The 20,819-nt window shown below is 72.0% G+C and carries 22 protein-coding genes; 9 read left to right on the top strand and 13 right to left on the bottom strand.

Annotated elements, in window-relative coordinates:
- Positions 1 to 156: 156 nt before the first annotated feature.
- Positions 157 to 1,020: a 3-hydroxybutyryl-CoA dehydrogenase gene (locus tag OOK38_RS25830; RefSeq protein ID WP_266756703.1), complete on the bottom strand. Its 864-nt coding sequence runs from the start codon at positions 1,018 to 1,020 to the stop codon at positions 157 to 159.
- Positions 1,021 to 1,188: 168 nt separating this feature from the next.
- Between OOK38_RS25830 and OOK38_RS25835 the strand changes: the two genes are divergently transcribed.
- Positions 1,189 to 2,436 carry a glycoside hydrolase family 10 protein gene (locus OOK38_RS25835; RefSeq protein WP_266848849.1) on the top strand — a complete coding sequence of 416 codons (1,248 nt, stop codon included), beginning with the start codon at positions 1,189 to 1,191 and terminating at the stop codon, positions 2,434 to 2,436.
- Between the two features lie 36 nt (positions 2,437 to 2,472).
- Here OOK38_RS25835 and OOK38_RS25840 read toward each other — a convergent pair whose 3' ends face one another.
- Both OOK38_RS25840 and OOK38_RS25845 read right to left on the bottom strand, forming a co-directional pair.
- Positions 2,473 to 2,667 (bottom strand): DUF1918 domain-containing protein, encoded by a 195-nt coding sequence (locus tag OOK38_RS25840; protein ID WP_266756699.1) that lies wholly within the window; start codon positions 2,665 to 2,667, stop codon positions 2,473 to 2,475.
- Between the two features lie 92 nt (positions 2,668 to 2,759).
- Positions 2,760 to 3,809, bottom strand: coding sequence for a DMT family transporter (locus OOK38_RS25845; protein ID WP_266756697.1), 1,050 nt, complete (start codon positions 3,807 to 3,809; stop codon positions 2,760 to 2,762).
- Here OOK38_RS25845 and OOK38_RS25850 point away from each other — a divergent pair.
- The gene (locus OOK38_RS25850) at positions 3,808 to 5,247 is read left to right on the top strand and encodes a PLP-dependent aminotransferase family protein (RefSeq protein WP_266756695.1); all 1,440 of its coding nucleotides are present in this window, start codon (positions 3,808 to 3,810) and stop codon (positions 5,245 to 5,247) included. The two genes, OOK38_RS25845 and OOK38_RS25850, sit on opposite strands and share 2 nt — an antisense overlap.
- Positions 5,248 to 5,479: 232 nt before the next feature.
- Positions 5,480 to 6,070: a histidine phosphatase family protein gene (locus tag OOK38_RS25855; RefSeq protein ID WP_266756694.1), complete on the top strand. Its 591-nt coding sequence runs from the start codon at positions 5,480 to 5,482 to the stop codon at positions 6,068 to 6,070.
- Here OOK38_RS25855 and OOK38_RS25860 read toward each other — a convergent pair.
- From OOK38_RS25860 to OOK38_RS25875, 4 genes are all read right to left on the bottom strand, one after another.
- On the bottom strand, positions 6,052 to 6,495 hold the full coding sequence (locus OOK38_RS25860) for a DUF6314 family protein (RefSeq protein ID WP_266756692.1): 444 nt from the start codon (positions 6,493 to 6,495) through the stop codon (positions 6,052 to 6,054). The two genes, OOK38_RS25855 and OOK38_RS25860, sit on opposite strands and share 19 nt — an antisense overlap.
- Before the next feature lie 195 nt (positions 6,496 to 6,690).
- The gene (locus tag OOK38_RS25865) at positions 6,691 to 7,143 is read right to left on the bottom strand and encodes a carboxymuconolactone decarboxylase family protein (RefSeq protein WP_266756690.1); all 453 of its coding nucleotides are present in this window, start codon (positions 7,141 to 7,143) and stop codon (positions 6,691 to 6,693) included.
- Complete coding sequence (locus OOK38_RS25870) at positions 7,140 to 7,559, bottom strand: MerR family transcriptional regulator (RefSeq protein ID WP_266756688.1); 420 nt, start codon at positions 7,557 to 7,559, stop codon at positions 7,140 to 7,142. Before OOK38_RS25870 ends, OOK38_RS25865 begins: the two co-directional genes overlap by 4 nt.
- A 300-nt stretch (positions 7,560 to 7,859) precedes the next feature.
- Positions 7,860 to 8,663: a LysR family transcriptional regulator substrate-binding protein gene (locus OOK38_RS25875; protein ID WP_266756686.1), complete on the bottom strand. Its 804-nt coding sequence runs from the start codon at positions 8,661 to 8,663 to the stop codon at positions 7,860 to 7,862.
- Positions 8,664 to 8,742: 79 nt separating this feature from the next.
- On the opposite strand from OOK38_RS25875, the gene OOK38_RS25880 reads away from it, so the two are divergent.
- Positions 8,743 to 9,135, top strand: coding sequence for a DUF5997 family protein (locus OOK38_RS25880; protein WP_266756684.1), 393 nt, complete (start codon positions 8,743 to 8,745; stop codon positions 9,133 to 9,135).
- A gap of 149 nt (positions 9,136 to 9,284) precedes the next feature.
- Here OOK38_RS25880 and OOK38_RS25885 read toward each other — a convergent pair whose 3' ends face one another.
- Complete coding sequence (locus tag OOK38_RS25885) at positions 9,285 to 10,325, bottom strand: hypothetical protein (protein ID WP_266756682.1); 1,041 nt, start codon at positions 10,323 to 10,325, stop codon at positions 9,285 to 9,287.
- Between the two features lie 293 nt (positions 10,326 to 10,618).
- Between OOK38_RS25885 and argC the strand changes: the two genes are divergently transcribed.
- The 5 genes from argC to OOK38_RS25910 are packed head-to-tail and all read left to right on the top strand — an operon-like array spanning position 10,619 to position 15,453.
- Positions 10,619 to 11,647 (top strand): N-acetyl-gamma-glutamyl-phosphate reductase, encoded by a 1,029-nt coding sequence (gene argC, locus OOK38_RS25890; protein ID WP_266756680.1) that lies wholly within the window; start codon positions 10,619 to 10,621, stop codon positions 11,645 to 11,647.
- Positions 11,644 to 12,798, top strand: coding sequence for a bifunctional glutamate N-acetyltransferase/amino-acid acetyltransferase ArgJ (argJ, locus tag OOK38_RS25895; protein WP_266756678.1), 1,155 nt, complete (start codon positions 11,644 to 11,646; stop codon positions 12,796 to 12,798). The genes argC and argJ overlap by 4 nt, the downstream gene beginning before the upstream one ends.
- Positions 12,795 to 13,709, top strand: a complete 915-nt coding sequence (gene argB, locus OOK38_RS25900) for an acetylglutamate kinase (protein ID WP_266756663.1) — start codon at positions 12,795 to 12,797, stop codon at positions 13,707 to 13,709. The genes argJ and argB overlap by 4 nt, the downstream gene beginning before the upstream one ends.
- Positions 13,706 to 14,893, top strand: a complete 1,188-nt coding sequence (locus OOK38_RS25905) for an acetylornithine transaminase (RefSeq protein WP_266756661.1) — start codon at positions 13,706 to 13,708, stop codon at positions 14,891 to 14,893. The genes argB and OOK38_RS25905 overlap by 4 nt, the downstream gene beginning before the upstream one ends.
- 23 nt (positions 14,894 to 14,916) lie before the next feature.
- Positions 14,917 to 15,453 (top strand): arginine repressor, encoded by a 537-nt coding sequence (locus OOK38_RS25910; RefSeq protein ID WP_266756659.1) that lies wholly within the window; start codon positions 14,917 to 14,919, stop codon positions 15,451 to 15,453.
- A gap of 122 nt (positions 15,454 to 15,575) precedes the next feature.
- Here the strand turns inward: OOK38_RS25910 and OOK38_RS25915 are convergent, their stop codons facing one another.
- The 5 genes from OOK38_RS25915 to OOK38_RS25935 all read right to left on the bottom strand — a co-directional run bounded on the left by OOK38_RS25915 (position 15,576) and on the right by OOK38_RS25935 (position 20,528).
- Entirely contained in the window at positions 15,576 to 16,313 is a 738-nt protein-coding gene (locus OOK38_RS25915; protein WP_266765596.1) for an FAD:protein FMN transferase, read from the bottom strand.
- 46 nt (positions 16,314 to 16,359) lie between these two features.
- Positions 16,360 to 17,166, bottom strand: coding sequence for an FMN-binding protein (locus OOK38_RS25920; RefSeq protein WP_266756657.1), 807 nt, complete (start codon positions 17,164 to 17,166; stop codon positions 16,360 to 16,362).
- A gap of 19 nt (positions 17,167 to 17,185) precedes the next feature.
- The gene (locus OOK38_RS25925) at positions 17,186 to 18,523 is read right to left on the bottom strand and encodes a ferredoxin reductase family protein (RefSeq protein WP_266765595.1); all 1,338 of its coding nucleotides are present in this window, start codon (positions 18,521 to 18,523) and stop codon (positions 17,186 to 17,188) included.
- Positions 18,524 to 18,646: 123 nt separating this feature from the next.
- Positions 18,647 to 19,159 carry an FMN-binding protein gene (locus OOK38_RS25930; RefSeq protein ID WP_266756655.1) on the bottom strand — a complete coding sequence of 171 codons (513 nt, stop codon included), beginning with the start codon at positions 19,157 to 19,159 and terminating at the stop codon, positions 18,647 to 18,649.
- Between the two features lie 7 nt (positions 19,160 to 19,166).
- Positions 19,167 to 20,528, bottom strand: a complete 1,362-nt coding sequence (locus tag OOK38_RS25935; RefSeq protein WP_266756653.1) for a ferric reductase-like transmembrane domain-containing protein — start codon at positions 20,526 to 20,528, stop codon at positions 19,167 to 19,169.
- Positions 20,529 to 20,819 lie beyond the last annotated feature (291 nt).

The following is a 20,819-nucleotide window of genomic DNA, read 5'->3' on the forward strand; positions in this document are numbered from 1 at the left end:
AAGTCAACTCGCCTGGTGGGCACGTGGGGAGCGTGTGCGCCGGGCATATGCGGGCCCGGCGCGCACACGGCGTGTGAATGGCGCGGGCCCGGCACCGCGAAGGGTGCCGGGCCCGCGCCCGCCCGAGCTCTACGGAACGTAGTCAGCGCTCCGCTGTCACTGGCCGTAGGTGTAGAACCCCGAGCCCGACTTCCGGCCGAGGCGTCCCGCGTCCACCATGCGCTGGAGCAGCGGGGGAGCGGCGTACAGCGGCTCCTTGTACTCCTCGTACATCGAGTACGCGACCGAGGCCACCGTGTCGAGACCGATCAGGTCGGACAGCTTGAGCGGGCCCATCGGGTGGGCGCAGCCCATCTCCATGCCGTTGTCGATGTCCTCGCGGCTCGCGATGCCCGACTCGAACATCCGGATCGCGGACAGGAGGTAGGGGATCAGCAGGGCGTTGACGACGAAGCCCGAGCGGTCCTGGGCGCGGATCGCGTGCTTGCCGAGCGCCTTCTCGGCGAACAGCTGGGCGCGGCCGATGGTGCCCTCGGAGGTGGTCAGCGCCGGGATCAGCTCCACGAGCTGCTGCACCGGGGCCGGGTTGAAGAAGTGGATGCCGATGACCTGGTCGGGACGCGAGGTCGCGACGGCCAGCTTCACCAGCGGGATCGAGGAGGTGTTGGAGGCGAGGATCGCGTCCGGCCTGGTCACCACCTGATCGAGTACCTGGAAGATCTCGGTCTTGACCTGCTCGTTCTCGACGACGGCCTCGATCACGAGGTCGCGGTCGGCGAACTCGCCGAGGTCCGTGGTGAAGCTCAGCCGGTCATGGGTGGCCTTGAGCTCGTCCTCGGAGATCTTTCCGCGTCCCGCCGCCTTGGAGAGGGAGTTGAACAGCCGGGTCCGGCCGATCTCCAGGGCTTCGCCGGTGGTCTCGGCGACCTTGACGTCGAGGCCGGCGCGGGCGCACACCTCGGCAATGCCCGCTCCCATCTGGCCGCAGCCCACCACTCCGACGCGTTCGATGTCGGTCACATCGTCCCCTTCGCTGATCCGCACGGCCTGGCAGGTCCTCCGTTGTTCGGTGCCTGCTCCGAACGTGCACGTTACTCCCAAGTATCGATGATCGATCACCGGGGTGGGGCATGCTGGCCATCGAGACGATCCGTGACCGGGCGGATCCGCTGCGTAGGGGGTACGGAGATGGGACGACTGCCACGCCGGGCGTTCACGGCTGCCGCGCTCGCGACACTGTCGGGGCTCTCCACGGCGGGGGACGCCGCGGCGGCCCCGGGCCCCGCCTCGCCGCACCGGCCGAGGGCCCTGCCCGCCGTGCGCGGCATGTGGCTCGCGACCGCCTCGCACCGCGACTGGCCCTCGCGCACCGGCCTGAGCGCGGCGCGCCAGCGCGCCGAGCTCCTGGCCCACCTCGACACGGCGGTACGCCTGCGCCTCAACACCGTGATCTTCCAGGTCCGCCCCGCCGCCGACGCGTTGTGGCCCTCGCCGTACGAGCCGTGGTCCCAGTACCTGACCGGTGTCCAGGGCAAGGACCCCGGCTGGGACCCGCTGGGCACCGCGGTGCGGGAGGCCCACGCGCGCGGCCTGGAACTGCACGCCTGGTTCAACCCGTACCGCGTCTCGGGACAGCCGGACCCCGGCAGGCTCGCCCCCACGCACCCCGCACGCGTCCACCCGGACTGGGTCGTGCGGTACGGCGGGAAGCTCTACTACAACCCCGGGCTGCCCCCGGTCCGGACGTTCGTCCGGACCGCGATGCTCGACGCGGTGCGCCGGTACCCGGTCGACGGCGTGCACTGGGACGACTACTTCTACCCGTACCCGGTGGCCGGCGAAAGGTTCAACGACGACGCGGCGTACGCCGAACACGGCGCGGGCTTCGCGAGCCGGGCGGCCTGGCGGCGCCACAACATCGACCGGCTGGTGCTGGAGATGGCGGCGGGCATCAAGAAGGTCCGCCCCGGGGCCCGCTTCGGGATCAGCCCCTTCGGGGTCTGGCGCAACGCGTCGAGCGACCCGCGCGGCTCCGCGACCCGGGCAGGTGTCGAGACGTACGACGATCTCTACGCGGACACCAGGAAATGGGTCAGGGAGCACTGGATCGACTACATCTGCCCGCAGCTGTACTGGAACATCGGCTTCGCCGCCGCCGACTACGCGAAGCTGCTGCCCTGGTGGGCGAAGGTCGCCCGGGGGACGGGCGTCCAGCTGTACGCGGGGGAGGCGCTGTACAAGGCGGGTGCCCCGGGGCAGCCCGCGGCCTGGCGGGACCCCGCCGAACTCTCCCGGCATCTCACGTTCGCCCGCGACCACGCCGAGGTGCGCGGACATGTCTTCTTCTCGGCCGCGGAGGCCGGTGCCGACCGCGTCGGCGCGATGGCACGGGTCGTCGCCGACCACTACCAGCGGTCGGCGAAGCCCCCGCGCTGAGGGAGCGACCGCCTCCCGGCGGCCGTCCCGGTCGTTCTACTGCGGCATGTCCTTGTGGCGGATCTCGGAGTCCGGGCCCGGCGAGCAGACGGCCTCGTGACCGTCCTCGAACCGCACGCGGTAGGGGGGAGCGCCTTCGGCTCCCATGACCTCGGTGATCTCCGCGACCTTGTCGTGCTGGCCGACAACCCTGCCGTGCTGCACCAGTTGGTCGCCTTTGGTTGCGTGCATCTGAACGGTCTCCTCGTCCTGTACGGGAGTAACGGTTCGTGGCCTCAAGTCTACGGCCGGCGGCGCAGGTTGGCCCGGCCCGCGCACACGGGTCAGCCCCGCGCCCGCTGGGTGAGGGCGATGCAGACGAGCACGGCGGCCGCCGTCAGGGGTGCCGCCGGTGTGAGCCGCTCGCCGAGGAGCAGTACCGACCACACCAGTGTGAGCAGCGGCTGGGCCAGCTGCAACTGGCTCGCCTTCGGGATCCCGATCGACGCCATGCCCCGGTACCAGACGACCAGACCGAGGAACTGCGAACCGACCGCGACCCACAGCAGCCCGGTCACGCTGTGCGCCGTCAAGTGCACCGGCTCGTACGACAGCGCCACCAGCGCGCCCGGCACGCTGAGCGGCAGACACAGGACCAGCGCCCAGCCGATGACCTGCCAGCCCGGCATCACACGGGCGAGCCGACCGCCCTCGGTGTAGCCCGCCGCGCAGATCAGCAGCGCTCCGAACAGATAGGCGTCCGCTCCGGTCAGCGCGCCACCGCTCTGCTGCACGGTGAACGCGATCACGGCGGCCGCACCCGCGCAGGCCGCCAGCCAGAACATCCGCGACGGCCGGGCGCCGGTGCGCAGCGCCGAGAACAGCGCCGTCGTCAGCGGCAGCAGCCCGACGACCACGGCGGCGTGGGCGGTGGTCGAGGTCTGAAGAGCGAGTGTCGTCAGCAGGGGGAAGCCGAAGACGACTCCGGCGGCGACGACGCCGAGCCCGGCCAGATGCCGCCGGGCCGGTACGGGCACCCGCAGGGCGAGGAGACAGCCGCCCGCGACGACCGCGGCGAGCACGCAGCGTACGGCCACCAGGGACCAGGGGCCGAAGCCCTCCAGGCCCCAGGCGGTCGCGGGGAAGGTGAGGGAGAAGGCGGTGACGCCGAGGGCGGCCTGGAGGGTGCCGGAGCGGCGGTCCGTCGGAGAGGGGTTCCGGCGCCCGGCGCCGGCCCCGGGGGGCCGGTGGAGTGAGCCGGCCGGGGTCCCGTCGGTCACGGCGCGCGCACCGGCCGTGCACCGGCCGGTCCCCGTGCGCGCGGCGGACGTGAGGTCGGTGTCGGTGCTGACCGCTATCCCGGTCCCGTCGATAGCGCTACTCTCTGTTCTCATGCAAGAGCGTAGCAGTGTGGGCGATCTGGCGAATCAGCTGCGGCAGGAACTGAACCGCTACTCTCCCGGGGGAAAGCTGCCGTCGAGCCGGGCGTTCGTCGAGCGGTTCCGCGTGAGTCCCGTGACCGTGTCGCGGGCGCTGGCGCAGCTCGCCGCCGAGGGGCTCGTGGTCACCCGGCCCGGTGCGGGCGCCTTCCGGGCCGAGCCCCGGGCCGCCATCACGTCCACCGCCGGGGACACGTCCTGGCAGGAGGTCACGCTCAGCGCGGACGCCGCGGCCGAACTCGTCCCGCGCACCGTGGACGCCTCCGGTGTGCTCGCCTCGCTCGCCGCGCCACCACCCGGTGTCGTCGAGTTCAACGGCGGCTATCTGCACCCTTCGCTCCAGCCGGAGCGGGCGATGGGCGCGGCCCTCTCCCGGGCGGGCCGCCGCCCCGGCGCGTGGTCCCGGCCGCCCATGGAAGGCCTGCCGGAGCTGCGTGAGTGGTTCGCCCGGGGAATCGGCGGCGCGATCGGCGCCGCCGAGGTGCTGGTCACGGCGGGCGGCCAGTCCGCCCTGACCACCGCCCTGCGCGCGCTCGCGCCGCCCGGCGCCCCCGTCCTGGTCGAGTCACCCACCTATCCCGGCATGCTGGCCATCGCCCGGGCCGCGGGTCTTCGCCCCGTCCCGGTCCCGGTGGATCCCGACGGGGTCAAGCCCGCGCTCCTCGCGGACGCCTTCCGGGCCACCGGTGCCCGGGTCTTCGTCTGCCAGCCGCTGTTCCAGAATCCGACCGGTGCCGTGCTCGCGCCAGAGCGGCGGGGCGAGGTGCTGCGCATCGCGCGCGACGCCGGAGCCTTCGTCGTCGAGGACGATTTCGTACGCCGCCTCGTGCACGAGGACGCGGGCCCGCTCCCGCGTCCGCTGGCCGCCGAGGACCCGGACGGGGTCGTGGTGCACGTCGGTTCCCTGACCAAGGCGACATCGCCGAGCTTCCGGGTGAGCGCGCTGGCCGCGCGAGGTCCGGTGCTCGAACGGCTGCGAGCCATCCAGGTCGTCGACACCTTCTTCGTGCCGCGTCCGCTCCAGGAGGCCGCGCTGGAACTCGTCGGCTCTCCGGCCTGGCCGCGCCATCTGCGCACGGTATCCGCCGAGTTGAAGGCCCGGCGCGACACCATGACCGCCGCACTGCGGCTGCGGCTTCCCGAACTCGCCCTGCCCCACATCCCGTTCGGCGGCTATCACCTATGGGTCCGGCTGCCGGACGGCACCGACGAGTCCGCTCTCGTCGCCGCCGCCCTGCGCGCGGGGGTGGCCGTCACTCCCGGCCGCCCCTACTTCAGCGCCGAACCCCCGGCCGCCCAGCTCCGGTTGAGCTTCGCCGCGGTGGCCGGGACGGAGGAGATCACGGAGGGGGTACGGAGACTGACGGCGGCGTACGACGAGGTGCGGCCCTGACCCGCCCGGAGCCGAACCCGCGACGGGCGGAGTCCTGACCTCGGGTGTCTCCCGTCGCTCCGTGTCCCGCGGGCCGCGCTCGCCGTGTCGGCGCCCTCCGTCCGGGCGAGGGGATCGGGTCCCGGGCGCTCGCTCAGCCGGAGCACAGGCCGGAGCCGGGGCGCCCGTGAAGATTTGGATACCCTGCGTAACCCCCCTTGACCTGCGGAGTCCCGCGCTCCACGATCTGCGCATGCATCGGGTCACGTTCGTCGCAGCCGCACGCAGCTCCTCGCTGCTCGCGGAGCGCTTCGAGGACGACCGGCCGCTGGACCAGGCGGGCTGGGAAGAAGTGCAGCGCGCCGCCGCCGGCCTGGTGCCGCTGGCGGCGGCCGAGCTGCGCTATTGCTCGCCGACGCCCCGCAGCCGGGCCACCGGTGACGCCCTCGGCTACGCCCCTCTGGTCCAGCTCGCCCTGCGCGACTGCGACATGGGCCGCTGGCGCGGCTTCACCCTGGGCGAGGCCATGGCCCGCGAGCCCGAGGCCGTGGACGCCTGGCTGGCCGACCCGCGCTCCACGCCGCATGGTGGCGAGTGTCTGCTGTCCTTCATCGCCCGCGTCGGTGCCTGGCTCGACACCCGGCCCGCGGACGAGGGCGGCACCCTCGTCGCGGTGGCCGAGCCCTCGGTGGTCCGGGCCGCGCTGGTCTACGCCCTGAAGGCGCCGCCGTCGACCTACTGGAACATCGATGTCCGCCCGCTGTCGGCGATCACCGTGACGGGCCGGGCGGGCCGCTGGAATCTGCGCTTCGACGGGATGTTCTCTCAGCCCACGCGTGCGTAGCCGGTGGTGAGCACCAGATCCTTCGCGGGCCCCCGCACGCGCCAGACGGACCGCCAGTGGTGCTCGTCCCGTACGGTGAACTCGCCCCGGTAGAGGTCCGCCGAGCACGGATGGTCGGCGACATGGCGCCCGCTCGTCAGGTCCAGGTCGTGGAACGGGCGGCCGTCGGAGAACCGTACGAGAGCGGTCCCGGGGCGCGGCCCCGGCAGGAAGCGCAGCGTCCGCTCCGCGGGCCGTGGGACGCCCTGCCACACGAACGTGCCGGACTCGTGATGCAGCAGCCCCGCGTCCTCGAGCGGTCCGAAAACCGTCGTGCCGGTGAAGCGCCCCTCCGCGTCGCTCGCCAGGTCCCGCACGGTGCGCTCCACCCGCCAGTTCCCGGTCAGGTACGTCAGCACGTCCCGCACCGGCCAGAACTCGCCCATACCGTCCCGCTCTCCGTCCCGCCCGGTGGTGCGCGACCCATTGAAGCGCTCCTGCCCCTCCTTATCTTGCCGTTCGAAGTATTGATCGACGTCTGACATCCCGAACAATCAACATCAACTACAGAGCCGCGGGGTATCCATGTCGCGTACCCGTACCCGTACCCGCTGCGGCGAACTCCGTGACGTTCCTGAGGATCAGGCAGCGCCAGAGCCGGCCGTGGGCTGCTGCCCGACCGGCAGCAGCCCGCGCTCGCCGAACACCTTCTTCGCGACCAGGGTCGCGTTCATCGCCTTCGGGATGCCGCAGTAGACGGCGGAGTGCAGCAGCGCCTCGACGATCTGCTCCGAGGAGAGTCCCACGTTCAGCGCCGCGTTGACGTGCACCTCCAGCTGGGTCTCGCATCCGCCGAGCGCGGTGAGCATGCCGAGGGTCACCAACTGGCGGTCGCGCGGGGCGAGTCCGGGCCGGTCGTAGATGTCGCCGAAGGCCCAGGCGACGATCTGGTGGCCCAGCTCCGGGTTGATGTCGCCGAGCGCGTCCACCACCCGCCGGCCGGCCTCGCCGTCCACGCGCTCGAGGATCTTCAGGCCGTGTTCGAAACGCTCCTCGCGAGTGGTGGACTCGCTGCTCTGCGGGGTGTCGCTCATGTCGGTCCGTCCGATCCCGGCTGGTCCAGCAGCCGTTCGTAGTGGTCGATCTTGCCGTCGAGGGACGCGGCGTTCCGGCGCAGTGCGCGAATCCGGTCCTCGAGTCCGGCGCGGTGTTCGCGGAGCATCGCGAGCCGGTCGGCGACCGTGACGTCACCCCGGGAGCGCAGCTCCGCGAACCGCTGCATGTCCGCGATGGACATGCCCGTCTCGCGCAGCCTGATCAGGAACTCCAGCCAGGCCAGGTCCGTCGCGGCGTAACGCCGCTGGTTCCCGGTGGTCCGGCCGACCCGTTCGATCAGGCCGGCCTTCTCGTAGTACCGCAGCGTGTCGTGCGAGAGTCCGGTGCGCTCGACGACCTGGGCGATCGTGAGCGTCGGTTCCGCGGAACGCGGGAGGGGCTGTCCGCCGGTCATGAGAAAACCGTAGAACCTGGAGTGCGCTCCAGGTCAAGGGCTGTCGGAGGGCGCGGTCCGCGGGCCGGTTCGAAGTGGCCCGCGATCAGGGAGCGAGGTGCGCCCGAGCCGCGCGAACGCCGCCCTGGACCGGACGCTCCGCCCCGCTCCGGCCCGCCCCGGCCGGAGCCGGAAGGGTGCCGGGTCAGAGGTGCCGGGGTCAGGGGTGCCGGGTCAGGGTGCCCGGTCTCAGAGGTGCCGGGTCAGGGGTGCCCGGTCTCAGAGGTGCCGGGTCGGAGGTGCTGGGTCAGGGGCGCCGGGTCACGAGCGGCGGCGGGGCTTGCCGCGCTTCGCGCCGCCCTTCGGGCCGCCGGAACCGCTGCTCCGGGGGTTCTTGCCCGTCGCCTTGCCGCCCGTCCTGCCCGCCGCGGGCTTGCGTCGCGCGCCGCCGGAGTCCGACTTCCGGGGCTTGGCCGTGCCCGGGGTCTTCTGCTGCGCCGCGGCCGGGGTCTGGGAGCGCCCTCGCGTGCTGTTGACCGTCCGGCCGCGCACGATGCCGATGAGGTCCTCCACCAGGTCGGTGGTCCGGTCCTCGGGCCAGGCCAGGGCGACGCGTGACTCGGGTGCGTCCGTGACCGTCCGGTAGGTGAGGTCCTTGCGGTGGTGGAGGCGGGCCAGCGACTGCGGAACCACCACGACCCCGATGCCGGCCGCGACGAGCTCGACGGCGTCCTCCGTGCCGGCGGGCCGTTCCAGCGCGGGCTTCCCGGGCAGGCGCTCCCAGTCCAGCGGGTCGTCGAGAGGGTGCAGCACGATGTCGTCGGCGAGGTCCTCGCCGGAGACCTGCTCGACCGCCGCCACGATGTGATCCTTCGGGACCACGACGACCGTCGTCTCGGTGTAGAGAGGGATCGCGCTGAGGTCGGCCCCGTCGACCGGCAGCCGGACGAAGCCCGCGTCCGCGTCGCCGCTCCGCAGCACGCCGTACACCTCCGCGGCGGACACCGGGACGAGGGTCAGCGGTACGCCGGGCAGCCGCTCGTTCCAGATCCGCACCCATTTCGAGGGGGTCACCCCCGGAACGTAGGCGAGCCTGAACGAGGGGGATGCTTCGGAGCCGGTCACCACGTCAGATTACCCGGCGTGCCCGGGGGCCGTACCGGCGATGGTCGGCGGGAGCCCGCGCGCTCGATACCTTTGACCCATGAGTTCGCACCAGACCGCCCAGACGATGAAGCCCGCCACCGCGGCCAAGAAGCTGGGTGTGTACCTCGAGGCCACCCCCGCCGAGTTCCAGGAGGGTGTCGTCTCCCGTGCCGAGCTGAACGCGTTGCAGACCGACCCGCCGGAGTGGCTCCAGGAGCTGCGCCGCAACGGTCCGCACCCGCGGCCGGTCGTCGCGGCCAAGCTCGGTGTCTCCATCGCGGGCCTCGCCCGCGGCGGCGTCAGCGAGGCCCTGACCACCGAGCAGATCGAGGCGCTGAAGACCGAGGACCCCGGGTGGCTGCGGCGTGAGCGCGCCACTCAGGCGGAGGTGCGCAAGGAAGCGGTGCGCATCAAGGAGAAGAACGCGGAGCAGGCCGCCAAGCGTTCCTGACCCGAGCCGTACGCCGGGAGGGGCACCGCCCGGGCCCTTCCGGGATCTCGGCCGCCGGTCCCCGGGGAACGGCGGCCGTCGGGCAGGGGGCTTCGCACCACGGTCCGTCACACGTCACGGGCGACAGCTTCCGTCGCAGGTCGCACGGCCTAGGCGGCGGGAAGCCGGGTCACCTCGGTGACGGCCAGGGGGTTCGGGAGCGCCCCCGAGTCGAGGGTGACCGCGAGCTGCTCGGCCGACTCCCGGGTGAAGCCTCCGGAGATCTCCGCCTGGCCGCCGCCGAGGCTCTGGCTGACGGACGGGGCGGAGATCACTGCGCCGTCCAGGACGATGGCGAACTGGTTCTGTGGTGCCTGGTTCGCGGACAGCTCTGCGGTCAGGGCCGCGAACCGCTTGGTGCCGACGGAGTCGAAGTCCAGCCGCACGGTCCAGCCGCTGCGCCGTTCGTCGTGCGCGGCCTCGGCCGAGGCGACCTGAGCCCCGTCCATGGCCGTCGGACCCAGCAGGTACTTGACGGGCGGGGAGTCGGCGCCGCCGTCGGCTCCACACGCGACGACGGAGTCCCGCGCGTCGCCGTCCGCCGCCGTCGGCCTCTGCCGCTGTGAGCAGTCCAGCACCGCGAAGCGCCGCTGGAGCGCCGCGTCGACCGCGCTCCCCTCCGCCGGGCCGGGCGCGGCACCGGCGGACGCCGACCCGGTGGCACGAGGGCGCAGACCCTCGGTGACGGCCCGCCCTCGCGCCGGATCGGGACTGGGAGACGGCTGCGGCGTGAGCGAGGGGCTGAGCGTCTCCGCCGCCAGGACGGGCCGGAAGCCGAGCCGGCCGGACGCCCCCAGCTCCGTCAGACGCTTCTCGTCGGCGGTGGGCCCGGTGACGGTGATCGTGCCCTCGCGTGCCTCCACCCGTACATCTGTGAGTCCCAGCGCCTCGGCGCGCGCCCGCATCCGGTCCGCGTTGTGGCGCAGGGACGCGGAACCCAGGGGCGACGACCCGGCGAAGGTCACCACGGACCGACGGCCGTCCGCCGCGGCCGAGGGAGCCGCGACGCCGGTACGGGCGGACCCCGCCGAGCCCGACGAGTGACCGTCGGAGCCGGAGCCGGAGCCGGAGCCGGAGCCGGAGCAGGCGGCGAGCGTCGCCGCGGCGACGCAGATGAGGAGAGCCGTGCGCGGGCCCCGGGGGAGACGCATGTGGGGGATGGTTCCAAGCCGGTGGTGTCCGGTGAGGCCGATGCCAGGGTTTGATCGCAATTCATCCGGCGGGCCCGTGCTTTTCCTTCGGGTCCGATCATCTGATGTCCGGGTGGTCGGGGTTGCGCCGGCGCGGGGGTGGGGATCGGATCATCGTGCGGATGCGCGCCGGGGCGCGCGTCCGGCTCCCGCCGGTCGGCGGGGTACGCGCGGGTGCCGAGGCCGAGCCGCGGAACAAGATTGCATAAACGTGCAGCGAAACGTATAGTCATGCCATCCAAGAGGAGGGTTCCATGGCGGTACGTGCGGCAGTGGCGGGAGCGAGTGGGTACGCGGGCGGGGAACTGCTGCGTCTGCTCCTGGCACACCCCGAGATCGAGATCGGCGCCCTGACCGGCAACTCCAACGCGGGCCAGCGGCTCGGTGCGCTCCAGCCGCATCTGCTGCCCCTCGCCGACCGCGTCCTCACGGAGACCACCCCCGAGGTGCTGGCCGGACATGACGTGGTGTTCCTCGCGCTGCCCCACGGGCAGTCCGCCGCGGTCGCCGAGCGGCTCGGCCCAGATGTCCTCGTCGTCGACATGGGCGCCGACTTCCGGCTGAAGAACCCCGCCGACTGGGAGCTGTTCTACGCCTCCGCGCACGCCGGGACCTGGCCGTACGGCCTCCCTGAACTGCCGGGCGCCCGCGCCGCGCTGGAGGGGTCCAAGCGCATCGCGGTGCCCGGTTGCTACCCGACGGCCGCCTCGCTCGCCCTCTTCCCGGCGTACGCGGCCGGGCTCGCGGAGAACGAGGCCGTCATCGTCGCCGCCTCCGGCACCTCGGGTGCCGGCAAGGCGCCCAAGGCGCACCTGCTCGGCAGCGAGGTCATGGGGTCGATGACCCCGTACGGCGTCGGCGGCGTCCACCGGCACACCCCCGAGATGATCCAGAACCTCACCGCGGCCGCCGGAGAGCCCGTCACCGTCTCCTTCACACCCACCCTCGCGCCCATGCCCCGCGGCATCCTCGCCACGTGCAGCGCCAAGGCGAAGCCCGGGGTCACCGCCGAGTCGGTCCGGGCCGCCTACGAGAAGGCCTTCGCCGACGAGCCCTTCGTCCACCTCCTGCCCGAGGGGCAGTGGCCCGCCACGGCGTCCGTCTACGGTTCCAACGCCGTTCAGGTCCAGGTCGCGTACGACGCCGCCGCGCACCGCATCATCGCGATCAGCGCCATCGACAACCTGACCAAGGGCACCGCGGGCGGTGCCGTCCAGAGCATGAACCTCGCCCTCGGTCTCCCCGAGGAGCTGGGACTTTCCACGATCGGAGTCGCACCGTGAGTGTCACGGCAGCACAGGGATTCACCGCGGCCGGAGTCGCCGCGGGGATCAAGCAGAACGGCAACCCGGACCTGGCCCTCGTGGTCAACAACGGGCCCCGCCGCGCCGCCGCGGGCGTCTTCACCTCCAACCGTGTGAAGGCCGCGCCGGTCCTCTGGTCGGAACAGGTCCTCAAGAGCGGCCAGTTGACCGCGGTCGTCCTCAACTCCGGTGGCGCCAACGCCTGTACGGGACCCAAGGGCTTCCAGGACACCCACGCCACCGCCGAGAAGGTCGCCGAGGCGCTCGGTGACCTGGGCGCCGGCAGCGTCGCCGTGTGCTCGACCGGCCTCATCGGCGTACTGCTGCCGATGGACAAGCTGCTCCCCGGCATCGACCTGGCCGTCGCCGAACTCGGCCCGCACGGCGGCGAGAAGGCCGCCATCGCCATCAAGACCACCGACACCGTGCACAAGACGTCGGTCGTGACGCGGGGAGGCTGGACCGTCGGCGGCATGGCCAAGGGTGCCGGCATGCTCGCCCCCGGCCTCGCCACCATGCTCGTCGTGCTCACCACCGACGCGGACGTGGACAGCGAGAACCTCGACCGGGCGCTGCGCGACGCCACCCGCACCACCTTCGACCGCGTCGACTCCGACGGCTGCATGTCCACCAACGACACCGTGCTGCTGCTCGCCTCCGGAACCAGTGAAGTCACCCCGGAGTACGCGGAGTTCGCCGAGGCCGTACGCACGGTCTGCGACGACCTCGGTCAGCAGCTCATCCGTGACGCCGAGGGCGCCAGCAAGGACATCAAGGTCGAGGTGATCAACGCCGCGACCGAGGACGACGCCGTCGAGGTGGGCCGCTCCATCGCCCGCAACAACCTCCTCAAGTGCGCGATCCACGGCGAGGACCCCAACTGGGGCCGGGTGCTGTCCGCGATCGGCACCACCGCGGCCGCCTTCGAGCCGGACCGCCTCAACGTCGCCATCAACGGCGTCTGGGTCTGCAAGAACGGCGGCGTCGGCGAGGACCGCGACCTCGTCGACATGCGCTACCGCGAGGTCCACATCGTCGCGGACCTCGCCGCGGGCGACGCGACCGCCACGATCTGGACCAACGACCTCACCGCCGACTACGTCCACGAGAACAGCGCGTACTCGTCGTGAGTAATGTGACCCGGAAGCACACCGCTCTGCCCAAGGCGCAGATCCTCATCGAGGCGCTGCCCTGGCTGACCCGGCACCGTGGCAAGACCGTCGTCGTCAAGTTCGGCGGCAACGCCATGATCGACGCCGAGCTGAAGGCCGCCTTCGCCCAGGACATCGTCTTCCTGCACCACGCGGGCCTCAAGCCGGTCGTCGTGCACGGCGGCGGACCGCAGATCAGCGCCGCCCTCGACCGGCACGGCATCGTCAGCGAGTTCAAGGCGGGCCTGCGCGTCACCACCGAGGACGCGATGGACGTCGTCCGCATGGTGCTGGCCGGACACGTCCAGCGGGAACTGGTCGGACTCCTCAACGAGCACGGACCGCTCGCCGTCGGCCTCACCGGTGAGGACGCGCACACCATCACCGCGACCAAGCACCAGCCCACGATCGACGGCCAGTTGGTCGACATCGGGCGGGTGGGCGAGATCACCGCCATCGACACGGGCGCGATCGAGGCGCTGCTCGCCGACGGCCGGATCCCGGTCGTCTCCTCGATCGCCCGGAGCCAGGACGACGGACATGTCTACAACGTCAATGCTGATACGGCGGCTGCGGCACTCGCTGCCGCGCTGGGCGCCGAGACGCTCATGGTCCTCACGGACGTCGAGGGTCTCTACGAGGACTGGCCGAACAGCGACGAGGTGATCAGCCGCCTCACCGCCTCCCAGCTGGAGAAGCTCCTTCCCGAGCTGGCCAGCGGCATGGTGCCGAAGATGGAGGGCTGTCTGCACGCCGTACGCAACGGCGTCACCACCGCCCGTGTCATCGACGGCCGGGTCCAGCACTCGATCCTGCTGGAGATCTTCACCGACGAAGGCATCGGCACGATGGTCGTGCCGGACGACGAGGAAGCGGGGGACGCGGCATGACCGGCAACGAAGAGCTCACCCAGCGGTGGCAGGGCGCGCTCATGGACAACTACGGCACCCCGCGACTGCCGCTCGTCCGCGGTGCCGGAACCAAACTGTGGGACGCCGACGGCAAGGAGTACCTCGACTTCGTCGGCGGCATCGCGGTCAACGCGCTCGGACACGGCCACCCCGCGATCGTCGAGGCCGTGACCCGGCAGATCGGCTCCCTCGGCCATGTCTCGAACCTCTTCGTCGCCGAACCGCCCGTCGCGCTCGCCGAACGGCTGCTCCAGCTCTTCGGGCGCGAGGGCCGGGTGTACTTCTGCAACTCGGGGGCCGAGGCCAACGAGGGCGCCTTCAAGATCGGCCGGCTGACCGGCCGGACCCATATGGTCGCCACCACCGGCGGCTTCCACGGCCGGACCATGGGCGCCCTCGCGCTCACCGGCCAGCCCGGCAAGCAGGAGCCCTTCCTGCCGCTGCCCGGCGATGTCACGCATGTCCCGTACGGGGACGCGCAGGCCCTCGCCGAGGCGGTCACCCAGGACACCGCGCTGGTGATCATCGAGCCCATCCAGGGCGAGAACGGCGTGGTCGTGCCGCCCCCCGGCTACCTCAAGGCGGCCCGCGCGATCACCGCGGCCAACGGCGCCCTGCTCGTGCTGGACGAGGTGCAGACCGGAATCGGCCGTACCGGCCACTGGTTCGAGTACCAGGCCCACGAGGGCGTCCTGCCCGACGTCGTCACGCTCGCCAAGGGCCTCGGCGGCGGACTGCCGCTCGGTGCCACCGTCGCCTTCGGCCGCGCCGCCGGGCTGCTGAAGCCCGGCCACCACGGCACGACCTTCGGCGGCAACCCGGTCGTCTGCGCCGCGGGACTCGCCGTGCTCGACACGATCGAGTCCGAGGGACTCCTGGAGAACGTGAAGCGCGCGAGCGAGAAACTGCGGGACGGGATCGAGGGTTCCGGCCATCCGTTGATCGACCATGTCCGGGGTGCGGGACTGCTCCTGGGTATCGTGCTCACCGAGCCGCTCGCGCCCCAGGTGCAGCAGGCGGCTCAGGACGCCGGTCTCCTGGTGAACGCGCCCGCCCCCGATGTCGTACGGCTGATGCCGCCGCTGAATCTCGGCGATGACGAAGTGGACGCGTTCCTCCGGGCCCTTCCCGGCATCCTCGACGCAGCCAACGGGGACGGATGATCACGGGAAATGGGACGACGACGATGAGTCAGGCGCAGGACCACGAGCACGCAGGGCCTGCCGTGCCGCAGACCCGCACCGCACGCCACCGCCGGATCGTGGACATCCTCAACCGGCAACCGGTGCGCTCGCAGAGCCAGTTGGCGAAGCTTCTCGCCGACGACGGGCTGAACGTCACCCAGGCGACGCTCTCCCGGGACCTCGACGAGCTGAACGCGGTGAAGATCCGCAACAACGACGGCGACCTCATCTACGCGGTGCCGAGCGAGGGCGGGTTCCGCACCCCGCGCGCGCCGCTGGGGGAGTCGGCGAAGGAGGAGCGGATGCGCAGGCTCTCCTCGGAGCTGCTGATCTCCGCGGAGGCCTCGGCGAATCTCGTGGTCCTGCGCACCCCGCCGGGGGCCGCTCAGTTCCTCGCCTCGGCGATCGACCAGGCGGAGCTGCACGACATTCTCGGGACGATCGCGGGTGACGACACCCTGCTGCTGATCAGCCGCGGTCCGACGGGTGGGCAGGCACTGGCCGATCACCTGCTGCGGCTGGCCCAGAACCATCACTGACAGGTACGACGGCGGAGGCGCGCCCCGGAAAGGGGTGCGCCTCGGCTTGTGTGTGCCTCTGACACGGGGGCGGGCACGGCCGACCGACGGGCGCCCGCGCTCCTGCCCCTGAAGGGACCCGGTCACCCCAGACGCCGGGCGAGCCCTCCCGTGCATCTGACCTCGTCGCCCGCCGTGATGAGCAGGGCCTCCACGTCCGGGAGCGACTCCAGCCAGTCGAGACCCGCCCGCGAGCCCATCGCGAAGGCCGCGGTCGCCCAGGCGTCCACCCAGGTCAGACGGGGGCCCACCACGGTCACGGCCAGCAGGTCGGTGACCGCGGACTTGCCGGTGCGGGGGTCGACGATATGGGCGCCGCGTTCGGCGGTGCCGGAGGTCGCCACGGCCAGCTCGGCGACGCCGGCCGCGGAGACCACGGCGGCGAGCGAGCCCGGGCGGAGCGGATCCGACACGCCCACCCGCCAGGGGCGGTGCGGCCCGGGGACGCCGCACAGCTGCACGTCGCCGCCGCCGTTGACGCTCACCCCGCTCGCCCCGGCCGCGACCAGGTGCAGGGCCGCGCGTTCGGCCGCCCAGCCCTTGACGATCCCCGTCGGATCGAGCTGCCCCTCGTACCGCGTGCTGAACCAGCCGTCGCTGAGCCGTTCCGCCTCCGCGCCCAGCTCGAGCACTTCGGCGACCTCCGGGTCGCACTCCTCGACGGTGAGCTCTCCGCGCACCAGCCGCGAGATCTGACTGTCCTCGCGGTAGGTGCTGAACACCTCGTCCACACGGTGGAGTCGGGCGATCGCCTCCTCCAACGCCGTCCGCACGACGGCCGGTTCCCCGCCGCGCACGTCGAAGGAGAAGACGGTGCCCATCACTTCCTCGGCATGGCGCAGCGCCGGCGGTGCCTCCTCCGCGGGTTCAGCCACCGGCCTTGTCCAGGGCCGACTGCAGCGACTTCTTGTATCCGCCGGAGGTGTAGGTGGCGCCGGAGACGGCGTCGATGTCGGCGCTGCCGCCGGCCGCGACGGCCTCCTGGTTGAGCTTCGGGACCGCGTTGTCGCTGACTTCCGTGCTGCGCCCGCCGCTCGGTGCCTGGACCGCCTCGGCCTTGGTGACCTTGGTGCCGATGAACGTGAGACGGACCTGGACGGGGCCGTACTGGGTCTGGGCGATCGTGCCGGTGATGATGCGGGTCTCCGCGGCCGGGGCCTTCGGCGACGGGGACGCCGCCCCGGCCGCTCCCGAGGACTCCGACGAGCCGCCGGCGGTCTTCGCCTTGTCCAGGGCCGACTGCAGGGACTTCTTGTATCCGCCGCTGGTGTAGGTGGCGCCGGAGACGGTGTCGATGTCGGCGCTCTGCGCGGTGAGCACCGCCTTGTTGAGTTCGGGTACCGCGAGGGCGGTCTTCTGGCCGCTGGTTCCGCCCTCGGGCGCCTGGACCGCGTCGGCCTTGGTGATCTTGCCGCCGCTCATGGTCAGCCGCACCTGGACCGGCCCGTACTGGGTCTTCACCACGTCACCGGTGACGCTCCGGGTACCCGACTGCTGGGCACTGCCGCCCTGCGGCGACTCCTGCCCGGCCGCGGTCTGCTGGGGCGCCGCTCCGCCCTGCGCCGACGCGGCGGCCGGATCGGACGCCGGTTTGAGCGCGAGCAGCAGCACGATTCCGGACACGGTGGCGGCGGTCGCGAGCATGAACCGCCGTATGGGGTGACTCTTCTTCATCGCTCCTGACTCCCGTCGCTCACATCTCGAACGACTCGTGATGGATGCGGCGGGCGGGAACCCCCGCGCCGCGCAGTGCGTCGTACACCTGCTGCGCGAAGCCGGGCGGCCCGCACATGAAGACGTCGTGGCTGTCGATGTCGGGCAGCTTGCGGCGCAGGGACTCCGCCGAGATGTCCGGGCGCTCCCCGTCGGGGCTGTTCACCGCGTACATCAGACGCGCCCCGCGCTCCTGGGAGATGGCGGCGAGCTCGTCCCACAGGGCCAGGTCCTGGGTGGTGTTGGCGCGGTAGAGCAGCGTGAGGTCGCCGGACGCGCCGGGGAGGGTCTCGAACAGGGCCCGCATCGGGGTGATGCCGACACCGCCCGCCACCAGGAGCACCTTGCCGCGACTGCGCTTGCCGGCCGTCAGGGCTCCGTACGGGCCCTCGGCCCACACCCGGGTGCCCGGCTCCAGATCGCGCAGGGCGGCGCTGTGGTCGCCGATCGCCTTCACGGTGATGCGGAGCATGTTGGGGCGGGGTGCCGCCGAGAGCGAGTACGGGTGGGAGCTGAAACGCATCCCGGGCGCCAGGAAGCGCCAGCGGAAGAACTGCCCTGCCTCCGCGCCCATCCGGTGCAGCTTGCGCCCGCTGATCAGTACCGACACGATGCCGGGCGTCTCCTCGATGACCGCCTCGACCCGCATCCGGTGCTTCAGGTTCAGCCGGACAGGAGAAAGGATTCGGTACCAGAGGACCAGGGCCGTCACCGACCCGTACAGCCCGTACCAGACGGTCTTGGCGACGGGTTCCACCGCGAAGTCGTTGCCGGTGGACAGCTGGTGCCAGAACGTCAGGAACACCGCGGCGTACGTCAGCAGGTGGACGTGGTACCAGGTGTCGTACGGGATCAGCCGGCGCAGCCAGCCCATGGAGATGAACCCGATGAGCACGAGCAGGCCCGTGCCGATCGCGGCCTTGCCCATGTCGGGCAGCTGGTTGACCGAGTCGACGGTCTGCTGAACGATTCCGCCGAGGCCCTTGCCGGACTGCAGGGCATAGCCCCACATCGTCAGGAAGAGGTGGGCGAGGACCAGGCAGATCGTGTAGCGGCCGGTCATCGCGTGCCAGCGCGCCACCCGGTCGGATCCCACCCTGCGTTCCAGGGCGGGCACGCGGGCCATCTGCAGCACCACGAGTGCCATCAGATATCCGGCGAGCAGCCCGGTGATGCGGCCCGCGTTGAGGATCCTGCCGTTGTTGTCCGCGATGGACGGGGTGTTGTTCCACCACAGCCAGATGACTCCCGCCGCGCCCGCCCAGACGGCGATCAGCAGCGGGACGGCGGGCGAGCGGCGAGGGCGGATTCGGCGCATGGTCTGGCGCCGCGCGGCGCGACCACCGGCGATCGTGGACACGGTTCCTCCGTGTTCGTCCTGGAGACGGGGCGAGGGGAGTGGCCCCCTGGCCCAGAGATACGGTCCACGACGCCCGTGCGTTCAGAGGCCGGCGGAGTCGAGTGCCGACTGGAGGGACTGCTTGTATCCGTCGCTGGTGTACGTGGCCCCCGAGACCGAGTCGATCCCCGCGCTCTGCGCTGCCAGCGCCTCACGCCTGAGCTGGGGAATCGCGTAGCTGTTGATCTCCTGGTCCCTGGGATTCTCCGAGGGGTAGGCGACCGCCGTCACCTCGGTGATCCTGCCGTTCTTCAGCGTGATCCGCACCTGGACCGGGCCCCAACGGGTCTGCACCGTGTCGCCGGTGACGGTCCTGGTCCCCGTGCTCTTCGTGCTCCCGGACGATCCGGAGGAGCCACCCGAGGAACTTCCCGAGGAGGCCCCGGACGAGCCTCCCGGGGAGGAGGACGAGGAATGACCCACGGACGAGGACGCCTCGGCCGGGGCCGGTGGCGTGTGCGGCTTCAGCGAGAGCAGCAGGACGACACCGGTGACCGTGGTGGCGGCCGCCAGCGTCACCCGGCGCAGCGGACGGTTCTTCTTCAGCCCGTGCACGGCGGCCTCACAGCTCGAACGACTCGTGGTGGATACGGCGGTCGGGGACACCCGCTGCGCGCAGCACCCCGTAGAGGTCCCGCGCCATCGCGGGAGGTCCGCAGAGATAGACGTCGTGCTCGGCGATGTCCGGCACGCTCTCGCGGAGCGACTCGGCGGTGAGCCGCGGGCGCGTGCCGTCGGCGGCGTTCACCGCGTACAGGACGCGGGCCCCGCGCCACCGCGCGATGGCCTCCAGCTCGCCGCCCAGCGCCAGGTCCTCGGCCGTGCGCGCCCGGTAGAGCAGCGTGACCCGGCCCGGCAGCGTCTCGAACAGGGCGCGTAGCGGCGTGATGCCCACGCCGCCCGCGATCAGCAGGGCCTTCGACGACGTGCTCCGGTCGGCGGTCAGCGAGCCGTACGGGCCCTCGGCCCACACCCGGGTGCCGGGCCGCAGCAGTCCCACGGCCGCGCTGTGGTCGCCGAGCGCCTTCACCGTGATCCGCATCCGGTCCGGCCGGGGCGGCGCCGACAGCGAGTACGGCGTCGAGGTCCACCGCATCCCGTCCGAGAGGAACCTCCAGCGGAAGAACTGGCCCGGCCGGGCGCCCAGTTCGTCCAGTCGCTCACCCCGGACCACGACGGAGAAGACTCCGGGGGACTCCCGGTGCACGGCCTCCACGCGCAGCCGGTGGCGCAGGTTGAGCCGTACCGGGGCGAGCAGCCGGAACCATACGACGAGCGCGGCCGTACCGAGGTAGAGCGCGTACCAGGCGGCCCGCGCGGCCTGGTCGCCGACGAAGTCGGAGCCGAGCGCGAGCTGGTGGAAGAAGGCCAGGAAGACCGCCGCGTACGTCAGCAGGTGCACGTAGTACCAGAACTCGTGGCTGATCCGGCGGCGGGCCAGGCGCGCCGAGGTGATCCCGACGGCGAACAGGATCACCGTGCCGATTGTCGCCTTGAGCATGTCCGGATAGTCGAACACCACGCTCAGCGTCTCGTGCACGATGCCCGACCCGTCCTGGGCGGCGTATCCGAAGAGGATCAGCGCGACGTGCGCGACCAGCAGGCAGATCGTGTAGCGGCCGGCCATGGCGTGCCAGCGGGCCACCCGGTCGGAGCCGACGCGCCGCTCCAGGAGCGGCACCCTGGCCATCAGCGCCACCAGGACGGCGCAGCCGTAGCCGCACAGCAGCCCGGCGATCCGCCCCGCGTCCGTCAGCCATCCGGCCGTGCCCACCACCGACCCGGTGTCGGTCCACCAGAGGGCGAGGACCCCGGCCGCTCCCGCCCACAACAGGGCCAGCAGGGGCCCCGCGGGCGAGAGCCGCGGTCGCCCGCGTCCTCGTGTCGGGCGCGGGTCCGCCACCCGCTCGTACACCGTGGTCATGTTTCCGTCCTTCGTCCGGCGGTCCGGGAGGAAACTGTGCGTCCGGAACTTCTGAGGAGGCTCTGAACGGGCGGGTTCTGCGCGGACTCACAGCAAACTGAGAGCGGGGGAGGCGGAGAACCGGGGAAACGGCGGACTCGAGCGCGAGGTGACTCAGAGGAAACTCAGAGGCCACGCGGCAGGGCGCGGCCATCGGGAGGAGCGATGCTGGAAGGCGACATGAACACTCCCACCCCAGACCCCGAGACTCCCCGCGCCCCGGGCACCGACGCTCCCCGAGCCCCGGAGTCC

It is taken from the genome of Streptomyces sp. NBC_00568, from assembly GCF_026341855.1.
In the GTDB taxonomy this organism is placed as follows: Bacteria; Actinomycetota; Actinomycetes; order Streptomycetales; family Streptomycetaceae; genus Streptomyces.